Genomic DNA, 24,466 nt, shown 5'->3' with positions numbered 1-24,466 from the left:
TAAAATAAATTTATTGAAAATACAAACCATGAAAGGAGCTAATGATCAGATGGACAAAAGGTTTCGGCATGCTGTATTGCTCTGTCTCGGTGTCATGTTGTGTGGAGTGGTCACTCCGATGGATAGCCCAATCTCAGCTGCCTCTACAAGGCAAATGGAGAAGCTGAACAGGGGAACTGTCGCAGTGAAGGTACCAGAGGGTGTACTGGTGAGCTGGCGTTTATTGGGTACGGAAACGGATTCGGTTGGCTTCAATCTGTACAGAGGGGCAAGCAAGGTGAACGATGCGCCGATTACATCGAGAACCAACTTTCTGGACAAGGCAGGTACGACATCATCTTCGTATACCGTTCGTGCCGTGGTTAACGGAGCAGAGCAGGCCGCTTCTCCAGCGGTAAAGGCATGGAACAGCAACTATCTGGACGTTCCCATACAGCAGCCTGCGGGAGGTACAACCCCGGATCATGTGAACTACACGTATAATGCCAATGATGCCAGTGTGGGGGATCTTGATGGGGATGGCGAGTATGAGATTGTGCTGAAATGGGACCCTTCCAATTCTAAGGATAATTCGCAATCCGGGTATACGGGAAATGTATTTTTGGACGGATATGAGCTCGATGGAACACGCAAATGGCGAATCGATCTGGGACGGAACATTCGGGCTGGTGCACACTATACGCAATTTCTCGTCTATGATTTTGATGGAGATGGTAAAGCAGAGGTCGTATGCAAGACAGCAGACGGCACGGTAGATGGTACAGGTGTAAAGATTGGCGACGCTTCGGCTGATCATCGCAACACGAGTGGATATATTTTGAAGGGCCCCGAGTTTCTAACTGTGTTCTCAGGTGATACAGGCAAGGCTCTTAGTACGATTGACTATGTGCCACCGCGCGGAACGGTGTCCAGCTGGGGAGATAATTATGGTAACCGTGTGGATCGTTTTCTCGCCGGGGTTGCTTATCTGGATGGCGTGAGACCCAGCATAGTAATGGCACGTGGTTACTACACGCGTACCGTTCTAGTCGCATATGATTGGCGGAACGGCAATCTAAGCCGCCGCTGGACCTTTGACAGCAACAGCTCCACCAATGCCGGGACGGCTGGACAGGGGAATCACAGTTTGAGTGTGGCAGATGTGGATGGAGATGATAAGGATGAGATCGTGTATGGCTCACTGGTTGTAGACGATAACGGAGCGAAGCTGGCTAACACGGGAATGGGACATGGAGATGCGCTTCATGTCGGGGATTTGGACCCAGACCGTTCAGGATATGAAGTATTTAAGGTAAACGAGGATAAAAATGCCACCTACGGAGCAGCCATGTACGATCCGCGCAATGGCAACATTTTATGGGGCGTAAAAACAGGCAAGGATACCGGACGAGGCATGTCGGCAGACATTGATCCGCGTACGAAGGGGAATGAGCAATGGGCACCAGGCGTCGGATTACGTTCAGCCCAGGGGCAGCTCATTACCAACACGACGCCGTCTTCTATTAATTTTGGTATCTGGTGGGATGGGGATCTGCTGCGTGAACTGCTGGATCATACCTCCTCAAACGCTGGTAAAATCGACAAGTGGAACTATACGAACTCGACGACTTCCAACTTGCTTACGGCCACAGGGACGAGTTCCAATAACGGAACCAAAGGAACACCGTCGTTGCAGGCTGATCTGTTCGGTGACTGGCGGGAGGAAGTCATTTGGCGCAAAAGTGATAATTCGGCGCTGCGTATCTACACAACACCTTACGAGTCAGAACACCGATTCTACACGCTTATGCATGATCCGGTGTATCGCCTGAGTGTGGCCTGGCAGAACGTAGCCTATAATCAGCCCCCGCACACCGGATTTTATCTGGGAGAAGGAATGTCCAAGCCCCCGCAGCCGAACATATACACTCCTTGATATGCAGCTCGGTAGTGGGTTGAATGCTGGTTAAATGAATATAATCAGAAAGGGCTCCATGCTAATCGGGGCTCTTTTTGGTATGGGTGCAGAGGGGAACGTATGTTTTCCATATAAATGGGAACGCTAGTTCCTACAAAGGTAATATATGTGTATATAAAGGAGGCGGGATCTGTGAGTTCTTTAACGACTGAAAGCATGATCGAGCTCGTAACTAATGTCGGATTCCCTGCAGCATTAAGCCTGATTCTGTTAAAATACATTCTCGTCACCCTTAACCGTAGATTGGAGCAGCTGGACCGTTCTGTGAAGCAAATGTCACGATCCTTGGAAGAGATCGAGGCAAAGCAGAAGAAACGGTCAGAACCTACGCTCCCGGCAAATACGGACAAACTTCGTGCAGAATGAACAAAAAAAGGCAAATAGAAACAATTTAGCAACCTAATCGAGCACCGAAATTCTTATAATAGAAACGTGTGCAGTTTATGCAGACATATGATTATGGAGGTGTATTTGAGTATGAAAATAAATACGAAACTATCCGCACTATGTGTTGCGGCCACACTTTTGAGCGCGGCACAGGTCGCCGCTGCTGCACCCGCTGTGACCAGTCCCGCGAATGCGGCGCAACCGAACGTTGCTAGTCCGTTAGCAACTGTACCGACCCAGGTGCCTGCACCAGCAGCATCAGCGTCTGTTGCGACGCCAGCCCCTGCGCAAGCGCCGTCAGTTCCAGCAACAACTGCCCCAGCCGCAGGTTCCGTCCAAGCGGCCACACCAGCAGCTCCGTCTGCACCAGCACCGCGCCCATCCGCGTCGGTAGCACCAGCGGCAGCTCCGTCTGTACCATCGACTGCCAAGCCGTCCAAGCCGCAGCAGCCATCTACTTCGGCGCCAGCCGCAGCTACAGCTACTAGCGTGAATCCAACCCAGCTGGACAAGCTGAACCATGAGAGTGCGATTCCGCTTGTGCTGGAGGCGCAGTCTCGTTATCAGTATGCCATCAGCGGTGGCAAATCGTTGGGCCAAGCGTTCCAGTTGAACGGTAAAAGCTACCGCTATTTGTCCGAGGACATCGGTACGAAGACCAAATTAATCAACTATCTAACGCAGGCTTATACGAAACAGGCCAGTGAGCAATTTGTCGGTAAATTTTTCGTTGAAGTTAACGGCAGACTAGCTCAGTTGAACGCAGATGGCGGCAATTTGCTAGAGTTCAGCCGGGCTACGGCGAAAATGGTAACCATGACTCCGGTGAAGCGCAGCTACCTGCTGACCGTGCCTTATCCGGCAGAAACCAAGCAGGCGAACGAGAAAATCACCGTGAATTTTGAAAAGGTCGGTAGCTACTGGAAGGTCAGCTCCGCGCCGCATGTCATTTTCTAAATAAGTTTGTGCAACGTTCTTTATAAATAGGGTATAGTGATGTTAAGGCTTGTTTCGTAAGCCCCAATTCAACGCAGGGGAGTGCTGTGCAATGATGACACCCATCAAGGTAAAAAACGTTAAGGATATTGAGAAGATCAATCAAATCGTATCCAACTATACGTATGACATCTGGATTCATGGCAAAAGCGGCATGGCAGATGCCAAATCCATTTTAGGCATGTATGTGCTCAAGCTGGATGAGCCGCTAACTCTGGTTGTACCTGACAACGTCAATCCCAAAAAGCTGTTCAAGGATTTGGAGGAATTTATCCATTTTCCTGCTCAAGCAGAATAAACAGCAAAAAAACACCTGCAGACACTGCATACGCTATTATTAGAATTAATGCAAAGAAGCCATGGAACTTAGGTTCCATGGCTTCTTTTTTTAGTGTTCCTCTTCGTCCAAAAACGGGAGGTTGACCGAATAGTACATAACCCCCATAAGCAGCACGCCACCTACCAGATTCCCAAGCGTTACCGGAACGAGATTATGGATGACGCCAGCGACAGAGACCGTACCCGGATGATCCAGCACGAGCGCAATGGCGAAAGTACACATATTAGCTATACTATGCTCATATCCCGAAATGAAAAAGCAGAATACAAACAGCATCATAGCGAACATCTTTGCACCATTTTCCTTCATAAACATCGGCACAAAAAAGGCGAGGCAGACCAGCCAATTACACAAAATTGCGCGGAAGAATAGCTGCATTGCAGGCGCTTCCATTTTATGCTCAACTACGCTCAGCAGAAAGGAGTTCACGCTGGAGGAGTCAAACAGCCCTGTCAGGTATATAAGGAGTGCGAAAACCCCCGCACCTAACAAGTTGCCTCCATAGCTGGCAGTCCATAGCCGCAGCACCTGACCCCAGCGCAGCTTTTTACGGAGTGCAGCATAGGTGTAGTAGAAGGTGTTGCCAGTAAACAAATCCCCGCCGCCGTACGCGATCAGAATGATGGCTGCCCCGAACGTGAGCGCCGCCATGGGATAAGTGAATGGAGAATGCTCCATGTAAAAAAAATTGCCCGTCTTGAAGGCGACAATAACGCCGAATCCGATAAACATACTCGCCAGCATGGAACGCGCCAAATACCGGAGCAGGCTTTGCTTGTAAATTTTGTATTTCTTCAGGGCTAGCTGTTCGACATTGCGTAAGCCTTCCGTTTCCATACCAACGACAACCTCCTATTTTCTCATATCTAAGTCATTAAACCGACTTAATTTTTCCTGAAACATGCCCAGTCCGTCAGCAATCCAGTTAGCTTAACAAACCAAGCTTTTGCAGTCCGTACAAAATACCGTCTTCATCAGCGCGCTTTGTGACCATTTTAGCTGCGGCTTTGGCTTCATCGCAGCCGTTCCCCATCGCGACACTGTTATGTATAGTAGTTAGCATCTCCACATCGTTTAATCCATCACCAAAAGCGTATTGATTCTCAGCGGCAATGCCCAGTCTGGACGTAATTTCGCGGATTCCCTTTGCTTTAGAGCCAGCGTGAGGGACAACGTCCACTGAACTTGGATGCCAGCGTACAAAGTCAAATGCTTTGAACACCGCTTCATAGTAAGGCTCTTCTTCTGCCGTACACATCAACAGCGTCTGATAAATATCTCTCCCATGGAAATAGAGCGGATCGTATCCAACCGAAATCTTGGCCTTAAGCGTTTGGACCGATTTCTCCACAAGTTCATCGTTAGGGATATTGGCTTTCATGTCCAGATGATCCATATATACGAGAGCGTGATTATGGGTGAGTGCCAGATCGGTCATTGCTTGCAAGGCTTCACGATTCAGCGGATTGGTAGCGACGACTTCCCCGCGAAGCACGACATATTGCCCATTAAAGCTAACGTAGGAATCAATTTCTAGCTGCTCACGGATATCTTTGAACATAAAAGGTGCACGTCCTGTTGCGATGGCTACCTCATGGCCTTGCTCTTTCAAAGCAAAGACAGCTTTTTCGGCGGTAAACGGCATTTTCTTGTCATCGTCCAGTAATGTACCGTCGATATCGAAAAAAATAATTTTTTTGTCTGACATGTCCTTACACCTGACTTTCAATAATATATTGTCGAAATAAACTCATATGGATTCATTATATCAAAGGAACTGCTTCTGAATACACAAATACGTATAAATCCTCATGAATGTCCGACTTCTATAGCTTACAATATGAAATAAGGATTACTGTAAACTATAATGTCTATCTCCTATTTTCGAAGATGGGATGTGATCACCATGACAAAAATCCAAGTCACACCGGAGCAGCTGGATAACGTGGCCTCCCAATTTGCCAATGCCCACGGCATACTGTATAACCAGCTAAACGGTCTGGATAGCACAATGAACCACCTTCACAGCCAGTGGGATGGTATGGAGAGAAATCGTTTTTATAATGACTATCGTACAGCTAAATATACGCTTTCTTCTATATTAAATAAGGTTCAATCCATTGAAATTGAGCTAAAAAGCATTGCTTTGAAGTTTAGAAATGCGGATGGTGGGAGCACACGTGGCTTCTGGTCAGCCTTGGCAGCAGCGATGAACGCCAGTGCAGCGCTGGCGGGCAGCGGAGAGGGTGGAAATCATACTGGAGATATCGTGGATTCACCCCAAAATATAGACGAGTGGGAGCAGGCAGACGCGGATAAATATCATCAATATGAGGAACTATTGAAAAACGCAGAGACCATCGGCGACAAGCAGGTCATGCAGAAGATCCACGACCAGATGAATGTCCTGCGGCTGCAATACGAGGACTCGGTTATCCGTACAGATTATAATACAGGAGCGCCCTCCAAGATCACATCCGATTCTCTTGTTGCCGTCACTGAACTGACAGGTAAAGACGGAAGTAAAACGGATATATCTTAGATAAAAAAGGAAATATTATAAGTTATGAGCAAAATACGGACAAATACGATTACTGGGTCCAAAAGCATACTCAATCAGCTGGAGAACACGCTCTAGGTAAAACGGCCCAGACCGTTACCGGTTATGGAATAGGTCTTATTTTGTCGCGCGGGACTGGCGTCAGTGGAGCAGGTTCGAGCGCAGCCTCCGGCTGGGGAGAACACGTTGTCGGCATTGGTGGCGGCATGATCAGTGACAAGGTGCTATTCTCTGTCCCCGATGAGGGAGAAACCCGTACCATGATCTACCGAACAAATAAAGAAACTGGGCATGTGGAGAACATGATCATCGTCACCAAAGGTGAGAATGAAATGAAGTATCGCTATTGGGAGGATTATAACTAGAACTTGAGTGGGAAATGATTTTAGTAAAGCGAATAGCAATATCTATCACATCTACAGACTTTTTCAAGACTAAGCGAGCGGCAGTGGAAGACTGCAAAACTCATCAGTTGGTAAAATCTGTAGATTTTTTCGTGCGCATATTTCTAAAATTATATTTGAGTTATTTAATTGTTACATCGTATTTATGATTTAAGCAGCAACTTTATGGAATAAAGGACATCTGACTCATGTCGTGTCTTTAATTTATTTTTTCAAATGTAGAGTAATCTGAGCTTAAGAGCAAGGTTCAAAAAAAGATTGTATTATCATAATTTGGATAAATGTGAAAATACAATAAGAATGTAATTATATCAATCTTTTAAAAATATTTAACAATTGCATAATTTAATTTTATTTATTTTTATGTAGTGAAAATAATGAAAAAAGCTATTCTTTCAAGAAAACGACTTTATCTAATGACAATCAACAAATTTCTACATTTTGCGACCTTTTATTTACAAAAATGTAACATTTGGAAGTTGACTTATTCATTGACTTTGTTGAAATAAATCGTTATTTTAATTCGTAAAAGGAGTAGAACATGGGTTGGAATAACGATTTATAAATTATTAATACAAGCTGATTAAATGCTAGTACACGGTGATTACATATGATTAATTTGTTTTTAAATGATTCCTTTTTTCATTAATTATGTCGATCAATTTCTGCTTTAATACTATAAAGGTTATAACTTGCAACAGAAGTTAAATTTAAAAAGTACACATATTCAGGAAGCTCACTGGAGAAGAGGTTTTCAGATGAATGGTTTTCAGATGAATAAAGTATCTTTTATTTTTCCTGGGCAGGGTTCGCAATATGTAGGAATGAGTAAAGAACTATGGGATAATTTTAATGTGGTAAAGCGTTTATTCGAAGAAGCGGATGATACCTTAGGTGTAAAACTCTCAAAACTTTGTTTTGAGGGAGATTCCCAAGAGCTTCTTCAGACCATGAATGCCCAGCCAGCCTTACTTACTGCCAGCCTTGCTGCATATTATGCTAGCAGAGAAATACTGGAACTGGAACCTCAACTGTTGGCCGGGCATAGTTTAGGAGAATATTCAGCATTGGTGTGCAGCGGTTTTTTCTCTTTTCAAGATGGACTTCAAATCGTGAGAAAACGAGGAATGCTCATGCAGCAGACTACAGCTAACGGGGTAGGGACTATGGTTGCTGTTGCGAATGTTTCTGCTTCTATTCTGGAGAGCTTATGTCAAGAGATATCTACGGATCGTGATGTTATATCTATTGCATGTCACAATTCGGACAATCAGTACGTGCTATCGGGACATACAGAACCTATGGCTCGAATAGTGGAGCAAATCAAACGTCTAGAACATAGTAAGGTTAACTATTTAACAGTAAGCGGGCCTTTTCACAGTACTCTAATGAAGCCTGCAGCAGATAAGCTTGCCGTAGAACTAAAGAAATTCCCGCTACACAAGGGAAGGTGGCCGGTTGTTTCCAATGTAACAGCCTTACCACATGATGAATTCTCGATTTATGACTTGCTATACAAGCAAATGATAAGCCCCGTACGCTGGACAGATACGATGGATTATTTATATCAGAACGGTATTACCGTTGCGTTAGAATTAGGTCCGAGAAAAGTACTTGGACAGCTGATGAAAGAAAGATATCCTAGTATCTCCACTTTTTCTGTTAATACCAGTTCTTCTTTAAAAGAGGTGGACAAGTGGCTAAGTAAGCAGCAAAGTACACGCAAAGTTGCACTTGAGCGTCTGGAGGAAGGCTTTGCAGCAGCGCTTATTGCACGAAATCGAAATGGGGATTACAAACAACATATGGAGGGGGTTGTTTACCCTAGTCAGCAGATTCGAAATCGGATCAATCAACTTCAACTTCAAAGTCATAAAAATGACACCGCTTATAATGCGGCTAAAACAGAGGTGTTAGAGCTAATTCGTACTATTCTCACTACCAAGCAAGTGCCCGAGCAAGAACAACAGACGATTCTTAGTATGTTCTAAATAAGATTCATCAATGATGTTGGAGATTGTAAATTTATTAACTGGAAGCTAATAAATCTTACGATATACGGGGGAATAGCATGTATACAAATAGGTTCAAAACACTGGTTGATGTTATTACAGAACGGGGAAAGTGTGATCATAAATTTATTACTTTTATTGAATCGGATCAAAACGAAACAACACTTACTTATAAAGATTTATATTGGGAAGCTCTAGCATTTCTGGGGAATCTTCAGGATGCAGGAGTTAGGCAGGGACAGGAAATTGTATTTCAAATAGAAAATAATCGCCATTTTGTAAAAGCGTTTTGGGCTTGTATTCTTGGTGGCATGATTCCGGTACCTGTCAGCATCGGTAACAATGATGAGCATAGAATGAAACTTTTTAAAATTTGGGATGTTCTTAACGATCCTTTTTTACTCATCGAGCCCAAAATATTAAAAGACCTTGAGAAATATACATTGAAAAGCAACCAAGATGACCTATTCGAAAATATCCGCCATCGTCATCAATTACTTCTTCAAGACCATGAACAACCCAAGCAATCCTTTGCAAAGATACACACCCCTCAGATGGAGGATATAGCATTTATTCAGTTCTCCTCCGGTTCCACAGGTGATCCTAAGGGAGTCATCCTTACACATCATAATCTCATTCATAACACAAGTGGAATTATAAATAGGACAGTCGTCACAGAGCAAGATTCATTCTTGCAGTGGATGCCTCTAACCCATGATATGGGTTTAATTTACAATCATATTACCCCATTAGTTGCTGGAGTGAATCAGTTCATTATGCCGACTTCGCTGTTCATTCGTCAGCCAGTACTTTGGATAAAAAAAGCTAGTGAACATCAAGTAAGCATTATTTCATCGCCAAACTTCGGATATAAGTATTTCATGCAATTTTTCAAACCTGAAAAAGTGAAGAACTGGAACCTGTCCAAGATCCGTGCCATCATCAATGGTGCTGAACCTATCTCTCCTGAATTGTGTGACACCTTTCTTGACAAATTAGCTCCTTTTGGATTAAAAAGAACGACTATGCGAACATCATATGGTTTAGCAGAAGCATCGGTTGCAGTTGCTATCCCGCCAATCGATACTGAATATATAACCGTTTATGTTGATCGTAAGCACTTAAACATTGGAGAGTCCGTCTTGGAGGTAGACAAGACTTTTCATAATGCTCTGCCATTTGTTATGGTCGGTCAGTCGTTAGATTATTGTGAAATCAGAATATGCAATGACGAGGATGCAGAAGTCGCAGATCGCGTTATTGGGCACATACAAATCAAAGGTGAAAATGTTACAAAAGGATACTATAACAACGAAGATTCGACATCCAAACTTTTGACATTAGATGGATGGGTGAGAACTGGCGATCTGGGGTTCTTCCGTGAAGGTCAATTAGTCGTCACAGGGAGAGCAAAGGATATCATATTTGTAAATGGACAGAACGTTTACCCTCATGACATCGAGCGTATCGCTGAGGAAGTAGAAGGAGTCGAACTTAATCGTGTGGCGGCGTGTGGAGTTCGTGTAAATGGGATGGAATCAGAGGAAATTGTGGTATTTGTCGTATCCAAAAAGACGATAGAAAAATTTTCTCCAATTGCATCTCAATTAAAAAAACATTTGTATCGTCATGGAGGATGGGCGGTTCACGATATTATACCTATTAAGCAAATGCCCAAAACGACCAGTGGGAAGTTACAGAGGTATAAGCTTGCGGCTCAGTATGAAGCGGGACATTATCAGGAGACTTCGATAGTTTTAAAAGGGATCATGGAGCAAGAAAACAAAAATCAAAAATTGCCTACACTTTCGTTTGAGATCGAAAAAGTACTTCACGATATTTGCTGCGAGGTATTACTTAGGGAAGAGGTTGATACGAGAGATAGCTATTTTGATTTAGGAGCCAATTCCCTACAACTGGTTCAGATTACAGACAAAATTGAAAATCAGCTGGGGATTAAGCTTGCAGTTACCGATTTGTTTGATCACCCCTCAATAGCTCACTTGGCAGAATTTTTGGCGAGCCCTGCCGATTCTGAACAACAGCATATTCCTACAGATGATACGGATCACAACCATAGCAAGGACGTGGCTATTATTGGGCTTTCTTTGGACTTACCTGGTTCTTCATCTGTGTCACAGTATTGGGATCATATTGTTCAGGGCGATGACTGTATCAGGAACTTAAGCTCTCAACGTAAGCAAGACGCCATCGATTATTTATCAGTTGTGGATCAAAGGAAGGGAGAAGAAGAGTTCATAGAAGGCGGCTTCCTAGAAGAAATTGATAAATTTGATTATGCGTTCTTCAAGCTGAGTCCTGTGGAAGCAAGCTATATGGACCCAAATCAGAGATTATTCCTTCAGACCGCATGGCATGCACTTGAGGATGGGGGCTATGCAGGGGATCGGATTCACGGACAAAAGGTAGGAGTTTACGTCGGCTTCTCAAAAGTGGGCTACGATTATGAGCGGATGCTCTCTAAAGGAGAACCGGACAAATTTCACCAGTATATTGTTGGGAATTTACCGTCAGTGCTGGCAAGTCGAATTTCTTACTTTCTTAATTTGAAAGGTCCAGCAGTAACAGTGGATACGGCGTGCTCCTCTTCACTTGTCGCGATTCATATGGCTTGTAAGGCGTTAGCGACGGGCGATTGTAAGATGGCAATTGCTGGAGGAATCCGAACGATGCTATTACCAGTGAAGCTGGGACTAGATATGGAATCGCCAAATTACAGAGCTCGTACCTTTGATGCAGAGGCGGATGGAACAGGTGTGGGAGAAGGGGTTGCAGCGGTCCTGTTGAAGCCTCTCGATCAAGCATTGCAAGACGGAGATCGTATTTATGCTGTGATTAAAGGAAGTGCGGTGAATCAGGATGGTACAACGGTAGGTATTACTGCACCTAGTCCTTCCGCACAGACAGAAGTGGTAGAGGCCGCTTGGAATGATGCGGCTATTCACCCGGAAACTCTATCATTTATCGAAGCTCATGGAACGGGAACTAAACTGGGGGACCCTATTGAGATCGCGGGATTGACACAAGCCTTTGAAAAATATACGGATAAAAAACAATTTTGTGCAATCGGTTCTGTTAAACCCAATATTGGTCACTTATTTGAAGCAGCAGGAATATCCAGTCTTATTAAAGCAGTTCTGATGCTGCAAACGAGGAAGAATCCTCCGTTGGTTCATTTTAAGAGGCCTAGTTCCCGTATTAATTTTGAATTGTCGCCGTTTTATTTAACGACAGAAGTAGCGGATTTAAGTTCAAATGATGCCCCACTTCGCTGCGGAGTAAGTTCTTTTGGTTTCAGTGGAACAAATGCTCATGTTGTTATGGAAGAGTTTATAGAAACGCGAACAGATGATGATTCTGTAAACACGCCGGATGGCGTTCATCTTTTTACGGTTTCTGCAAAAAATGAGCGAAGTCTGCATCATTTGGTTGAGGAATATGTGGACTATTTACGCCAAAATCCAGCGGTTTCCTTGGAGCAGATGTGCTATACCACACATATCGGCAGAGCTCATATGGAACATAAATTAGCAGTTATTACTTCCAGTCCAGAGGATTTATTACACAAGTTGGAGCGATGGACTTCCGGGAACAAACAAGAGAATGCGCCTGATATGTATATAGGTTCTCATAAACAGAGCGTTGATCATAAACGGGAAAAAGATGATACGGTAGGTCGATTGATTACAGCCATTAGAGCAAGTGCACATACAGATGTTCACGCTCTACGCCAATTGGGTGAACTGTACGTCAAAGGTATGGCTATTCCGTGGCAAGCGCTTTATGCGGATGATATCAAAATAATCCAGTCGCTGCCTTTGTACCCTTTTGAACGAAATCGTTGCTGGTTTACTCCAAAAGTAGTGCAGATAAGTAACGTAGGCAGGGAGGAGAAAAGTATGGAGTCCGCGTATCCAAAAGAACTGCAAGCTACAGATCAGCTAGACTACACAGCGAAGATTTCCAAAGTATTAAAAGATGTAATCAGTAAAGTTTCCGGTTTTACGGTGGAACAACTGGATGAACAGATGCATTTTCTCGAAATGGGCTTGGATTCAATTATGCTAGTTCAAGTTCAAAAAGAAATTAGAGAACAATTTAATGTGGATGTTCCCATGAACCACTTCTTTGAAAGTGTTACAAACCTGGATCGTCTAACAACGTTTATTTCAGATTTGACATATACCACCCAATCGGTAGCGGCTGCTGATGCTCTAAGTACGGTCGATGATCGGACAGAAGTCAATCCAGAAAATACGGTTGCTGCAAAGTCTTCGTTCGAGTTTGGTGGCCTGGAAAAGTTACTCTCTCAACAAATTGAATTACTGAACAACCAACAACTTGGACTTACTCAAGTGTTGACCAAACAACTAGAGATGCTTAGTGGCGGTCAAGGGGGAACTATTCAGGCTGCATCGTTAACAACAAACAAAGATACAGTCAGTGCTCAGCCTACATCTCTGCATGCTGTGGCAACTGACGTGCCTATCACTTCTACAATTAAAGTGAATACAACTACTGAATCCAAACCCTTTGTACCCTATCAACCTCTACTAATCGGTGAGGAAAGTGGATACAGTGCGCGGCAAAATGATTTCTTACAGCGTTTTATTAAACGACATACTCAACGAACCCTCGGGTCCAAGAAATACACCCAGGATAGTCGATTGGTTCATGCTAATAATCGTCATGTGTCTGGGTTCCGGTCCTATTGGAAAGAAATCGTATATCCTATCATTTCAGAGAGCGCTTCGGGCTCAAGGATATGGGATGTGGATGGGAATGAGTATATTGATTTAACTATGGGCTTCGGGGTTCATTTACTGGGTCATAACCCAGCTTGGCTAACCGATACTTTGCGGAGCAATGTGCACGACCGTACGCCTTCGATCGGCCCTATGTCAAATACAGCAGGTGAGGTTGCTGCCTTGATTAGCGAGCTGACAGGTGTGGAGCGGGTTGCCTTTTATAATTCGGGGTCAGAAGCTGTTATGGTTGCTTTACGTTTGGCTAGAGCGGCTACAGGACGCTCCAAAATAGTGCTGTTTGCTGGTTCTTACCATGGAACGTTCGATGGTGTACTGGCTGTGTCCGATCCGAACTCAAGCGGAGGAGAGGCGTTACCCATGGCACCGGGAATTCCTTCGAGCATGATGGAGGATGTTATTGTACTCCCTTATAATCACCCGGATTCTATAAAAGCTATCAAACATTATGCACATGAACTTGCTGCCGTATTGGTTGAGCCTGTACAGAGTCGCAGACCGGATTTGCAACCAAAGGAGTTCTTGAAGCAAATTCGCGAGATCACAGCAAATTCGGGAACGGTACTTATTTTTGATGAAGTAATTACAGGATTTAGAATTCATCCAGGAGGTGCTCAGGCCTGGTTTGGAATTAAAGCTGATCTAGTTACTTACGGAAAAGTGGCGGGTGGAGGTATGCCTGTTGGCATTGTCGCCGGAAGCTCAGAGTTTATGGACACTGTAGATGGAGGTGTGTGGTCGTTCGGAGACGACTCCTATCCGGAAAATACGAATATTAAAACATTCGTAGGCGGTACTTTCTGCACACATCCGCTGACCATGCACACGGCTCTAGCGACTTTGAAATATTTGAAGTCTGAAGGGCCGAATCTTCAGGAACAACTGAACCGAAGAACCAACGAATGGGTAGCAGAGCTGAATACTTATTTTAAACAAAATAGTGTACCTATCCACATGGTGAACTATGGCTCACTATTCCGGTTTGTTTCGTTTGGCGACATTGAGCTCTTTTTCCATCTGCTGATTGACAAGGGAATTTACATTTGGGAAGGTCGCAATTGCTTTTTATCGACTGCTCATACAGATGGGGACCTTCAACAAATTACACAGGCTGTAAAGGAAAGCGTGGAGGAATTGAGAAAAGCGGGATTCTTACCTGACAATACGCCATCACCGGATGGAAATGGAAACCGAAAAAATAATGTGGTTCCCATCGAATCCCCATCGTTCCCTTTAACAAAGGAGCAGCAGCAAATTTGGTTTGCTACGCAATCCAGAAGTGATTCATCCACTGCATTCAATGAAATAGCAGCCTTGCGGATGCAGGGTCAACTGCAGCTTGATACTGTAAAACGTTCAGTTCAAGCAATTGTGAACCGGCATGAGTCGCTACGGACGGTTATTGACCTCGATGGCGAAGAACAGCATGTTCTTGACAACGTGAATGTGGTCATCTCACTGAGTGATTTCTCAGGATCTCCTCCATCAGAGCACGAAGAAAAGGTCAAGCAATGGTTTGAAGAAGAGGGAAAAAGGGCGTTTGATTTGACGTCCAAAGATCCGCTGTTCCGAACTCACATTTTACGTTTACAACCGGAAGAACATATTGTGGTGTTCACATTTCATCATATTGTTGCTGATGGTTGGTCGATGGCAGTGTTTATCCGTGAATGGGAGCAAGCCTACACTTCTTTCTGCAAAGGTGAAAATATAGTCACGTTGCCTGTACCGCCAAAATTCAGAGAATTTCAAGCTTGGCAACAGTTGGAGCTAGAACATGCAGGAGTGAGTGAGGCAGTTTCTTACTGGGCACGGACATTGGATTCCGTCCCTGTCGCCATGGACATTCCGTCTGAGGACGGTGGCATGAAGAAACCATCGTATAGAGGAAGAAGAATAAATATTCGGGCAGACAGTACGCTGGCGAGAAAGTTGAAAAAGCTTAGCATTAAAGCGGGTAACAGCTTGTTTGTTACACTGCTGAGTGCATATAAGGTGTTTCTGCACCGCTTAACTGGAAACACAACGATAGTAGTAGGGATTCCTACCTCTGGACAGTCTAGAATGGAACAAATTAATTTGATCGGTAACTGTGTTAACATGCTGCCGATTGTGAGCCATATTACCAGTAAAGATTCTTTATTTAAGTATATGGCACAAGTTAAGCAAGTCATGCAGGAGGTCGAACCGCTTCAAAGCTACTCTTTTGCTGATCTGATTGAGCGTATTGAGAACATACGGATACCTGAGATGAATGTCATCTTCAATATGGATCGACCAATGCAGAATTTTCATTTTCATGGACTGGACGTCGAATTGATACCGACGCCGATCCTGTACTCCAAATATGACATGTTTCTCAATGTGATGGAGGTCGAGGGAGAGCTTTGGTTTGATTTTGATATTAAAGCCAGCTTGGCCGCACCGGAAACAATGCAGATTTGGGCAGAGTATTTTTTACACATCCTGAATACGATTGCTGATGGGCAGGAACGGGATTTTGTAGATATCTCCCTCTTAAATCAGGATGAACTGAAATATGGGGTTAAAAACTACAGGGACTATGTGGAACTCGAATCCAGCGGCATCACGGACAACGATTCACCAAGAGCCATCTATTTACTGGATCATTATCTGCAACCTGCGCCTGTGGGGACGATCGGGGAACTGCATGTAGTACAGGAAAACGAATCTCCTTCCGAAAATTCAGTGTATTTACCGACAGGAATCCTGGCTTTGCGAACCGCAAACGGTGAATTGCGACTGTTGGGACCTGTTCAGAAGCGAGCCTATATAAAAGGACATGCCATATATACTGAACAGCTTGAACGATTTATTACCTCTATTCCACAAATTAGCGAGTGCCAAGTGATAGTTCAGAGTACAGAGGACAGAGCAGATACCCATTTGGTTGCATATGTTACGAGTATTAATGATGGAATAGAGGAAATCCTACGCAAGCAATTGCGAAATCATTTGCAAGACCAATGGGTACCTCAACAGATCATTCAGCTTGAAAACATGCCCTTAAATTCGCAGGGATATGTAGATTTGTCGCAACTTTCTACTATGAAACAAGCTGTTAGCAAAGAACCTGGTGAGGCAGTTAGTAGTACGGAGAGAAAAGTAGGGGAAATTTGGGAAACGGTGCTGGGATTGAATCGTGTTAGATCTGATGACAATTTCTTTGATCTAGGAGGAGATTCGTTGAAGGCGACTCTCTTGCTTGCCCGAGTTCATCAAGAGTTTGGCAAACGAATCCCCTTGAATGTACTTTTTCATTCACCGACAGTTTCGGCCTTGACCAAGGTGATCGAAGGAGTCAAACAAGGTACAGCCGTTTCTATTAAAAAGCTCGAAGAATGTACGCATTATGCAGTGTCCGATGCCCAAAGACGTATGTTTGTCTTGCAGGATATGGGGATAGGTACAGCTTACAATATTACGGGCCAGGTGCGTATTGATGGGGATCTAGACATCCCCCGTCTTCAGAAGGCTTGCCTGGATTTGATTCGGCGTCATGAATCATTTCGTACTTCTTTTAATATCGTGGATGGCGAAATTGTACAAGTCATTCATGATGAGCCGGCTTTTGAAATCAAAGTCACAGAAATATTGGAGAAAGATGCAGACGAGATGAGTCGATTGTTTGTCCGTCCGTTTGATCTGCGCCAATGGCCACTTTTCAGAGCAGAATTGTTTCGCTTTGAAGCTAATAAACATATGTTGGTCATGGATATGCATCACAGTATTGCAGATGGGCTTTCGTTATCCATTTTCCTTAATGAACTCGTACAGCTGTATCGGAGTGAAATGTTAGCTCCGATACAAATTCAATATAAAGATTTTGTTGTATGGCAAAAGGAACAATATACCAGCAACCGTTTGTTTGAACAGGAACATTATTGGAAAAATGTTTTGAACGGAGAATTACCTGTACTGGCAATGCCTACGGATTTCCCTAGACCATTACATCAAAGCTACGAAGGGGCTGTATTGTCGTATAACATCACTTCAGCAATGACAGAGGAATTAAAGAAACTTGCCAAAAATACGGGGACTACGGCCTTTATGATCCTGCTTGCGGCTTACAATATACTGCTCGCAAAGTATACGGGTCAGGAAGATATTATTGTAGGAACAGCGGTGGCAGGACGCCAGCATCCGGACACGGAAACGATGATAGGAATGTTTGTTAACACGTTAGCTTTGCGGAACCGTCCGTCTCCTCAGCGGAGTTTTCATTCGTTTTTGCAAGAGGTCAAGGAAACGACTCTGCGAGCTATGGATTATCAAGACTATCCTTTTGAAGCATTGATTGAGAGACTGGATATCCGCCGTGACCAAGGACGCAATCCTTTGTTTGATACGATGTTTGTCATGCAGAATTTTGAAATGAGTTCTCTTGAAGCCAATGGAGTAAAATTTCATCCAAGTGAATTCAATCCAGGGATTTCCCAATTTGATTTGGTACTAAGTGCTGACGAATGGCAGGAGGGTCTAGCCTTACGCTTCAATTATTGTACCCAATTGTTCCGATCAGAAACGATTGATCGCCTTGCTAGCCTCTATATACAAATATTACGCTCCATTTTAGAACAACCTTGGAGCGAGATTGGGAAGTTGGAATGGTTACCTGAGGAAGAGAAGTTGCAGCTAATACACGGCTTTAACACTTTTGATCTGCTCTCTTCATCGATAGTGGAGAGACAAGAAACGTTGCACTTGCAATTCGAAGAGCAAGCTCTCAAAAGTCCGGATCATGTAGCTGTAGTTCATCAGGGACATGTGATTACTTATAAAGAGCTGAACGAGAAATCAAATCAGCTGGCGAGGGCATTAATGAAGCGGGGAGTAGGGGCAGAAACTGTAGTCGGCTTAATGGCGGCCCGTTCATTAGATTTGGCCGTTGGTATGTTGGCTATTTTAAAAGCCGGTGGCGCCTATCTTCCAATCGACAGTTCTTATCCAGAAGAACGAATTCACTTTATGCTTGAGGATAGCGGGGCTGCTCTCCTGTTGTTGAATGACTCATCTAATTACAATGCTACAACTTATGAAGGTTTAGTCCTAAATATGGACGATGATGAGTGGTATAAAACAGAAAGCAAGTTGTCTTCAAAGTGGGAATCGGATTCAAGTCATTTGGCATATGTGATCTATACATCGGGCTCAACCGGTACTCCTAAAGGAGTTTGTATTGAGCATCGAGCGATATTAAATACGTTGTCTTGGAGAATAAATGAATATGCACTAGAAGCAGCAGACCGTATCCTGCCAATGCTGTCTAGCTCATTTGATGCTTTTGTGGGTGCCTTTTTTACTCCGCTGTTGTCTGGAAGTACGGTAGTGCTGCCTACGAATGAGGAACTGAGTGAATTATCGGCTCTGAAGACCTTAATTTTATCAAATCATATTACACATCTCGTGTGTACTCCTTCCATGTACATGTCTGTTATAGAGGGTCTGACTCCAGATGAAGCCAAGTCTCTCAAGGTTGTAACGTTAGGCGGTGAGAAAGCAACGAAACGGTTGATAGAAGCCAGCCAAGCCAAACATCCTGGCATTCAATTGTTCAATGAGTATGGTCCAACAGAAAATAGTGTAGTTACAACGATGTTACGAGATATGGGGCCTGAAGAAGTGGGGTGTATTGGAAAGCCGATTCCTAATACGGGCGTTCTCATTCTGGATCAATACTTGCAGTTGCGGCCAATAGGGCTTTCAGGAGAATTATGCGTTTGGGGTAAAGGAATGGCGCGAGAATATCGCAATCGTCCTGAGCTTACGGCGCAGAAATTTATCCCACACCCTTATTTGGACAATATGAAGCTCTACAGAACAGGAGATTTAGCGAGATGGTTACCTGACGGAACGCTAGAGTATCTTGGCCGCGCAGATCAACAAGTTAAAATCAGGGGCTACCGGATTGAGCCAGGTGAAATTGAAAGCACATTGTTGGCTCATAGAGCGGTAAAAGAGGCAGCAGTAGTGATTAACGGAACAGATGACAATCCGTATTTATGCGCTTATGCCGTTTTACGGGAATCGGTTACAGTAGATGTTTTGAAAGACTATCTGTCGTCAAGCCTGCCTCATTATATGGTACCAGCCCATGTATTCTTGTTGGATGCGATGCCGCTGACAGCAAACGGCAAAGTTAGTAAAAGTGCATTACCTGAACCAGGGGAGCATTCTAGCAAAGAATTACAGCACGTTGGGCCCAATAATGAAACGGAGCAGCTATTGATCGAAATGTGGCAGGATCTGCTGGAGATTTCTCCGATTGGTATACACGATCATTTTTTTGAAATAGGTGGGCACTCGATGAAAGCGACCCTGTTGACTGCGAAAATCAACGAGGTCTTTCATATCGAAATTTCAACTCAAGATATATTTGGGGCACCAACAATCGAAGCGCTCTCCAAGAAAATTCTTGCTGCCAAACCCACAGATTACCAACGAATTGAGGCAGTGACTGAGGGAGCTTATTATGAGGTTTCTCCAGCACAATCCAGATTGTTGGCCGTGCTACCGCTAGATGAGACGGGTGTGGCTTACAACATGTCGGCAGCATTGATGATCGAAGGTCATGTAGATCGAAGAAGAGTGGAGCGTACCTTTGAACAATTATTAGCCCGGCATGAAGCATTTCGGACCTCGTTCGGATACGTGGATGATAGAGCGGTGCAATTTGTACAACCAGAGGTAAGCTTTGAACTTGGCTTTGCCCGGGCTGCTGGTGATATTACGACAAAGGGCATAGATACATTGATCCATAATTTCATCCGTCCTTTTGATGTTGGTAAAGCCCCACTATTTCGGGCGGAGCTTCTTCAAATGGATCATGATAAGTTTATGCTTATTATTGATATGCATCATTTGATAGCTGATGGTACTTCTATCGACACTATTATTAACGAATGGAACAAGCTGTACAAGGGAGAAGAACTTCCCGCTTTACCGCTTCAATACAAAGATTACTCTGCTTGGCTCAGATCGAATACAGAAATTCATGCAAAGCAAGAACAGTATTGGCTTGAGCAATACAAAGGAGAACTTCCCGTACTAGATCTGCCTACAGACTATCAGCGGCCACAGTTGCAGAGTTTTGTTGGAGATATGGTGAAAGTCGAACTGTCCGAAAAGCTTATAGTACAGTTGAATCTCACGTGTATTCAAACAGATAGCACACTCTTTATGCTTCTATTTGCTGCCTATAATGTGCTGCTGGGGAAATATGCGGGACAGGAAGATATCGTAATCGGCATTCCAACATCTGGACGGACGCATGCAGATACCAATGGGATCGTAGGGTTATTCGTCAATACCCTGGCTATTCGAAACCATCCGGCTAGTCATAAGAGCTTCAAAACCTTTTTGAACGAAGTAAAAGAAAACACGCTGCAAGCTCTGCAAAATCAATCGTATTCATTTGCCGAACTGGTCGATAAGCTGTCCATCAAGAGAGACCTGAGTCGAAATCCGTTGTTTGACACGATGTTCTCCTTTATGAATACGGATGCACAGCAGTGGCAAGCCGATAACCTTAATTTTGAGCTATATCCGTTCAAAACGGGTATTTCCAAATTCGATCTTGTACTGAATGCCGAACAAAAGGCTGGGAGAGTTCATCTGGAATTTGAGTACAGTACAAAACTGTATAAAAAAGAAACAATTGAGCTTCTCGTCGAGCATTACCTGAATGTATTGGAGGAAGTAGTCCAAAACGCTGATATGGCATTGACTGATATTAATCTTCTAAGCGCAACAGAAGCGGCTGCTATGGAGGAACGGTATAACAGCACTCATATAGCTTATCCACAGCCAAGACCCATACATCATTATATTGAGGAGCAGGCTGATAGAAGACCGGATGCTAAAGCTGTTATCTATCAAGATCAGGTGCTGACCTACAAGGAGTTAAATGATCAGGCAAACGCGATAGCAAGCAATTTGTTGGCTAAAGGAATTGGACTTGGAAGTTATGTGCCTATACTCATGGAACGGAGCCTGGAACTGGTAGTATCCATACTGGCTGTTATGAAAACAGGGGCTGCTTTTTCGCCTCTTGATACAGAGTGGCCTATTGACCGCTTACAGAGCGCCCTGCAGGATTTGGGAAGTTCTACCCTATTGGTCAATCCAAGTACACCTATCAGTTCAGAAATAAATGCTGAAGAGTATCTAGTTATAGACTGCTCTGTAGTCGAAAAGAGGAGTAACGCTATCAGTAACCCGGCAGTAGATGTAGATATGGAATCACCAATCTATGTAATCTTTACTTCGGGTTCAACTGGCAAACCCAAAGGAGTTATTGCTGCCCATAAAGGAATCACCAATCGTTTTCTATGGATGAACGACTATTTTGGAACATCGGCTGCACAAAGTGTTCTCCAGACGACTCATCATGTATACGACAGCGCGGTATGGCAATTGTTTTGGCCATTAATGAACGGCGGAACGACCGTGTTGCCGGAAACAGGCATGACCGTGGATGCTACGTACATGACGAATATCATTGAACAGGAGCGTATTTCTTTTACAGACTTCGTTCCATCCGTATTTAATGCTATTGTCAACCAGTTGGACCAAAATTCAACTCGAACCAAGCAATTGGATTCTCTTCAACAAGTTATTCTTGGTGGTGAAGAAATTACGCCATCGACGGTTCATACGTTTTTAACCATTTTTCCTCATGTTCAAATCACGAACCTGTATGGTCCAACGGAGGCAAGTATAGGCTGTGTTGCTTATCAAGTGACAGGAGATGAAGACAGAATTCCTATCGGAAAGCCAATTGCCAATACCAAGATTTATATATTGGACCCTGGACTAAAAAGGGTTCCCGTAGGAATCGCAGGAGAAATGTATATTGCAGGTACACCACTTGGGATTGGATATTTGAATGATCCGACTAAAACGAAGGCTAGCTTTATAGATAATCCTTATTCAATGCCTGGCTATGAAAAGCTCTATAAAACAGGAGATTTAGCTAAATACTTGCCTGACGGTAATATTGCATTCTTGGGTAGATCCGATTTTCAGGTCAAAATTCGCGGCTATAGGATTGAGCTTAGTGAAATTGAATACCATCTTTTAGGCATAGCTGATATTCAGGAAACTGTCGTAATGGTCAAAGAAAATAAGGGAAGTTCTTATTTATGCGCGTATGTGGTTTCAGCTAATCCATTAGATACGGATCATATCAAAATGCAGTTGGCTAAGGAGCTTCCTGATTACATGATACCTTCGGTGTATGTTCCGCTTGACGTGATCCCCATTACACCTGGCGGAAAGATTAACCGTAAAGCATTACCTGAACCTGACTGGAGCGGTGCCTTAGAAGTGGAGTATGTGGAACCAACAGGTGAGACTGAAGTATTGCTGGCCCAAATATGGGAGGAAGTGCTTGCCGTAACAGGCGTGAGTGCAACTCACAACTTCTTTGATTTGGGCGGAGACTCTATTAAGGGTCTGCAAATCGTCTCGCGTTTGAACACACATGGCTACAAGCTAAGCATTAAAGAATTATTTTTGTACCCTCAGATTAGACAATTGAGCCCATTCGTTAAGGTAATCCGTCGGAAGATTAGTCAGGAAGCTATTGAGGGAGAGCTGCCTTTAACGCCAATACAGCAGCGATTCTTCCATCTACAGAAGATAAGTCCTCAGCATTTTAACCAGTCCGTCATGTTATTTTCTGAAGACGGTTTTGATGAGCAAGGGATTGTGGCTGCATTTGACTGCATCATTAAACAGCATGATGCCTTAAGAATGACATTCTGTCAGAGAGAAGATCGCGTCGTTCAATACAATGAAGGGCTAAACAATCAACCACTATCCTTGACGATAAAATCACTGCCTGAAGGTCTACCAGCAGAAGCATGGATTGAGCAAGAAGCAACGGCTATTCAAAGTAGTTTCGATCTCACAACCGGCCCTTTAATAAAGCTGGGATTATTCCGGACTGCTGAGGGAGATCACCTGCTCATTGCGGTTCATCACCTGGTAGTTGATGGGGTTTCGTGGAGAATTATTTTACAAGATTTTACGTCCCTTTATCAGCAATATCAGCAGGGGGCAGCACTACTCTTGCCAGACAAAACAGATTCGTACCGCTCTTGGGCACAAGAAATAAGCCAATATGCAACAAGCGAGGAGCTGGCACAAGAACTGGAATACTGGACACAGCTGGAGCAAACCGAGTCTGGAACGTTACCTAAAGATAGCTCCTATGAAACCAATATGTTGCGTGATAGCGAAAATGTAAGTGTCTCACTTGATAATGAGAACACTAGTAAATTATTAAGACAGGTGCACCAGGCCTACAATACTGAAATTAATGACATTTTGCTCACTGCTCTTGGATTAAGTATCAAAGAATGGACTCAGCAGTCTCGTGTGTTGATCTATCTTGAAGGGCATGGGCGAGAAGAAGTGTTTCAGGAAATGAACATTTCCAGAACCGTTGGTTGGTTCACAACAATGTATCCATTTTTACTGGATGTGGACAATGCGCATGATCTTTCATATCAGATTAAGAACATCAAAGATAGCCTTAGAAGGATACCGAACAAGGGCTTTGGGTATGGGGTATTAAACTATGCTCAAGTGAATGAGTCTGGTGTGACTGCCTTTCAAGCCGCTCCTGAAATTGCCTTTAATTATATGGGGCGTTTTGATACGGAACTAGATACAGATGTATTTACACTTTCTAAATTTTCTTCAGGAGAAGAGGCTAGTTCCTTTACGGAAAGATCCGTAGCGTTAGATATCAACTGCATTATTAATGAGAGTGAACAGTTAATTATTACATGCAACTATAACAAGCAAGAATACCAGCAACAAACCATTGAACGAATATTGTTTTTATTCCAAAAACATTTGACGAATCTAATCGACCATTGCTGCAGCAAACAAGTAACGGAACAAAGTCCAACTGATTTTCTCTATGACAAATTGTCAATCGATGAGTTTCAGAACCTGTCCCAACTTTTAAGTAACAAACTAAACTTGTAGC

Annotated in this window: 10 protein-coding genes; 8 read left to right on the top strand and 2 right to left on the bottom strand. The window is 43.7% G+C overall.

Annotated features, from left to right (window positions below; genetic code table 11):
• Window positions 1–49 precede the first annotated feature (49 nt).
• From KSP24_RS15805 to KSP24_RS15790, 4 genes are all read left to right on the top strand, one after another.
• The gene (locus tag KSP24_RS15805; RefSeq protein WP_483311489.1) at window positions 50–1,915 is read left to right on the top strand and encodes a rhamnogalacturonan lyase; all 1,866 of its coding nucleotides are present in this window, start codon (window positions 50–52) and stop codon (window positions 1,913–1,915) included.
• A 174-nt stretch (window positions 1,916–2,089) separates the two neighbouring features.
• A complete protein-coding gene (locus KSP24_RS15800; RefSeq protein WP_013369600.1) occupies window positions 2,090–2,323 on the top strand; it encodes a hypothetical protein in 234 nt (77 codons plus the stop codon).
• A gap of 111 nt (window positions 2,324–2,434) precedes the next feature.
• Complete coding sequence (locus tag KSP24_RS15795) at window positions 2,435–3,301, top strand: IseA DL-endopeptidase inhibitor family protein (protein ID WP_216975711.1); 867 nt, start codon at window positions 2,435–2,437, stop codon at window positions 3,299–3,301.
• Window positions 3,302–3,392: 91 nt separating this feature from the next.
• Window positions 3,393–3,638, top strand: coding sequence for an HPr family phosphocarrier protein (locus tag KSP24_RS15790; protein ID WP_013369603.1), 246 nt, complete (start codon window positions 3,393–3,395; stop codon window positions 3,636–3,638).
• Between the two features lie 90 nt (window positions 3,639–3,728).
• Here KSP24_RS15790 and KSP24_RS15785 read toward each other — a convergent pair whose 3' ends face one another.
• Together KSP24_RS15785 and KSP24_RS15780 are read right to left on the bottom strand one after the other, a co-directional pair.
• Window positions 3,729–4,517 (bottom strand): formate/nitrite transporter family protein, encoded by a 789-nt coding sequence (locus KSP24_RS15785; RefSeq protein ID WP_013369604.1) that lies wholly within the window; start codon window positions 4,515–4,517, stop codon window positions 3,729–3,731.
• An 88-nt stretch (window positions 4,518–4,605) separates the two neighbouring features.
• A complete protein-coding gene (locus KSP24_RS15780; RefSeq protein ID WP_102163332.1) occupies window positions 4,606–5,388 on the bottom strand; it encodes a Cof-type HAD-IIB family hydrolase in 783 nt (260 codons plus the stop codon).
• Window positions 5,389–5,586: 198 nt separating this feature from the next.
• On the opposite strand from KSP24_RS15780, the gene KSP24_RS25305 reads away from it, so the two are divergent.
• The 4 genes from KSP24_RS25305 to KSP24_RS15765 all read left to right on the top strand — a co-directional run bounded on the left by KSP24_RS25305 (window position 5,587) and on the right by KSP24_RS15765 (window position 24,465).
• A complete protein-coding gene (locus KSP24_RS25305) occupies window positions 5,587–6,222 on the top strand; it encodes a WXG100 family type VII secretion target (protein ID WP_233902279.1) in 636 nt (211 codons plus the stop codon).
• Window positions 6,223–6,362: 140 nt separating this feature from the next.
• A complete protein-coding gene (locus KSP24_RS25300) occupies window positions 6,363–6,605 on the top strand; it encodes a hypothetical protein (RefSeq protein ID WP_233902278.1) in 243 nt (80 codons plus the stop codon).
• A 797-nt stretch (window positions 6,606–7,402) separates the two neighbouring features.
• On the top strand, window positions 7,403–8,635 hold the full coding sequence (fabD, locus tag KSP24_RS15770) for an ACP S-malonyltransferase (RefSeq protein ID WP_254207841.1): 1,233 nt from the start codon (window positions 7,403–7,405) through the stop codon (window positions 8,633–8,635).
• Between the two features lie 80 nt (window positions 8,636–8,715).
• Entirely contained in the window at window positions 8,716–24,465 is a 15,750-nt protein-coding gene (locus KSP24_RS15765; protein WP_216975709.1) for a non-ribosomal peptide synthetase, read from the top strand.
• The last annotated feature ends 1 nt before the right edge of the window (window position 24,466 follow it).

The sequence above is a fragment of the Paenibacillus sp. AK121 genome, from assembly GCF_019042715.1.
GTDB classification, from domain to species: Bacteria; Bacillota; Bacilli; order Paenibacillales; family Paenibacillaceae; genus Paenibacillus; species Paenibacillus polymyxa_C.
Note: the sequence above shows the minus strand (reverse complement) of the source record. Positions and strands in the feature narration are given on the sequence as shown.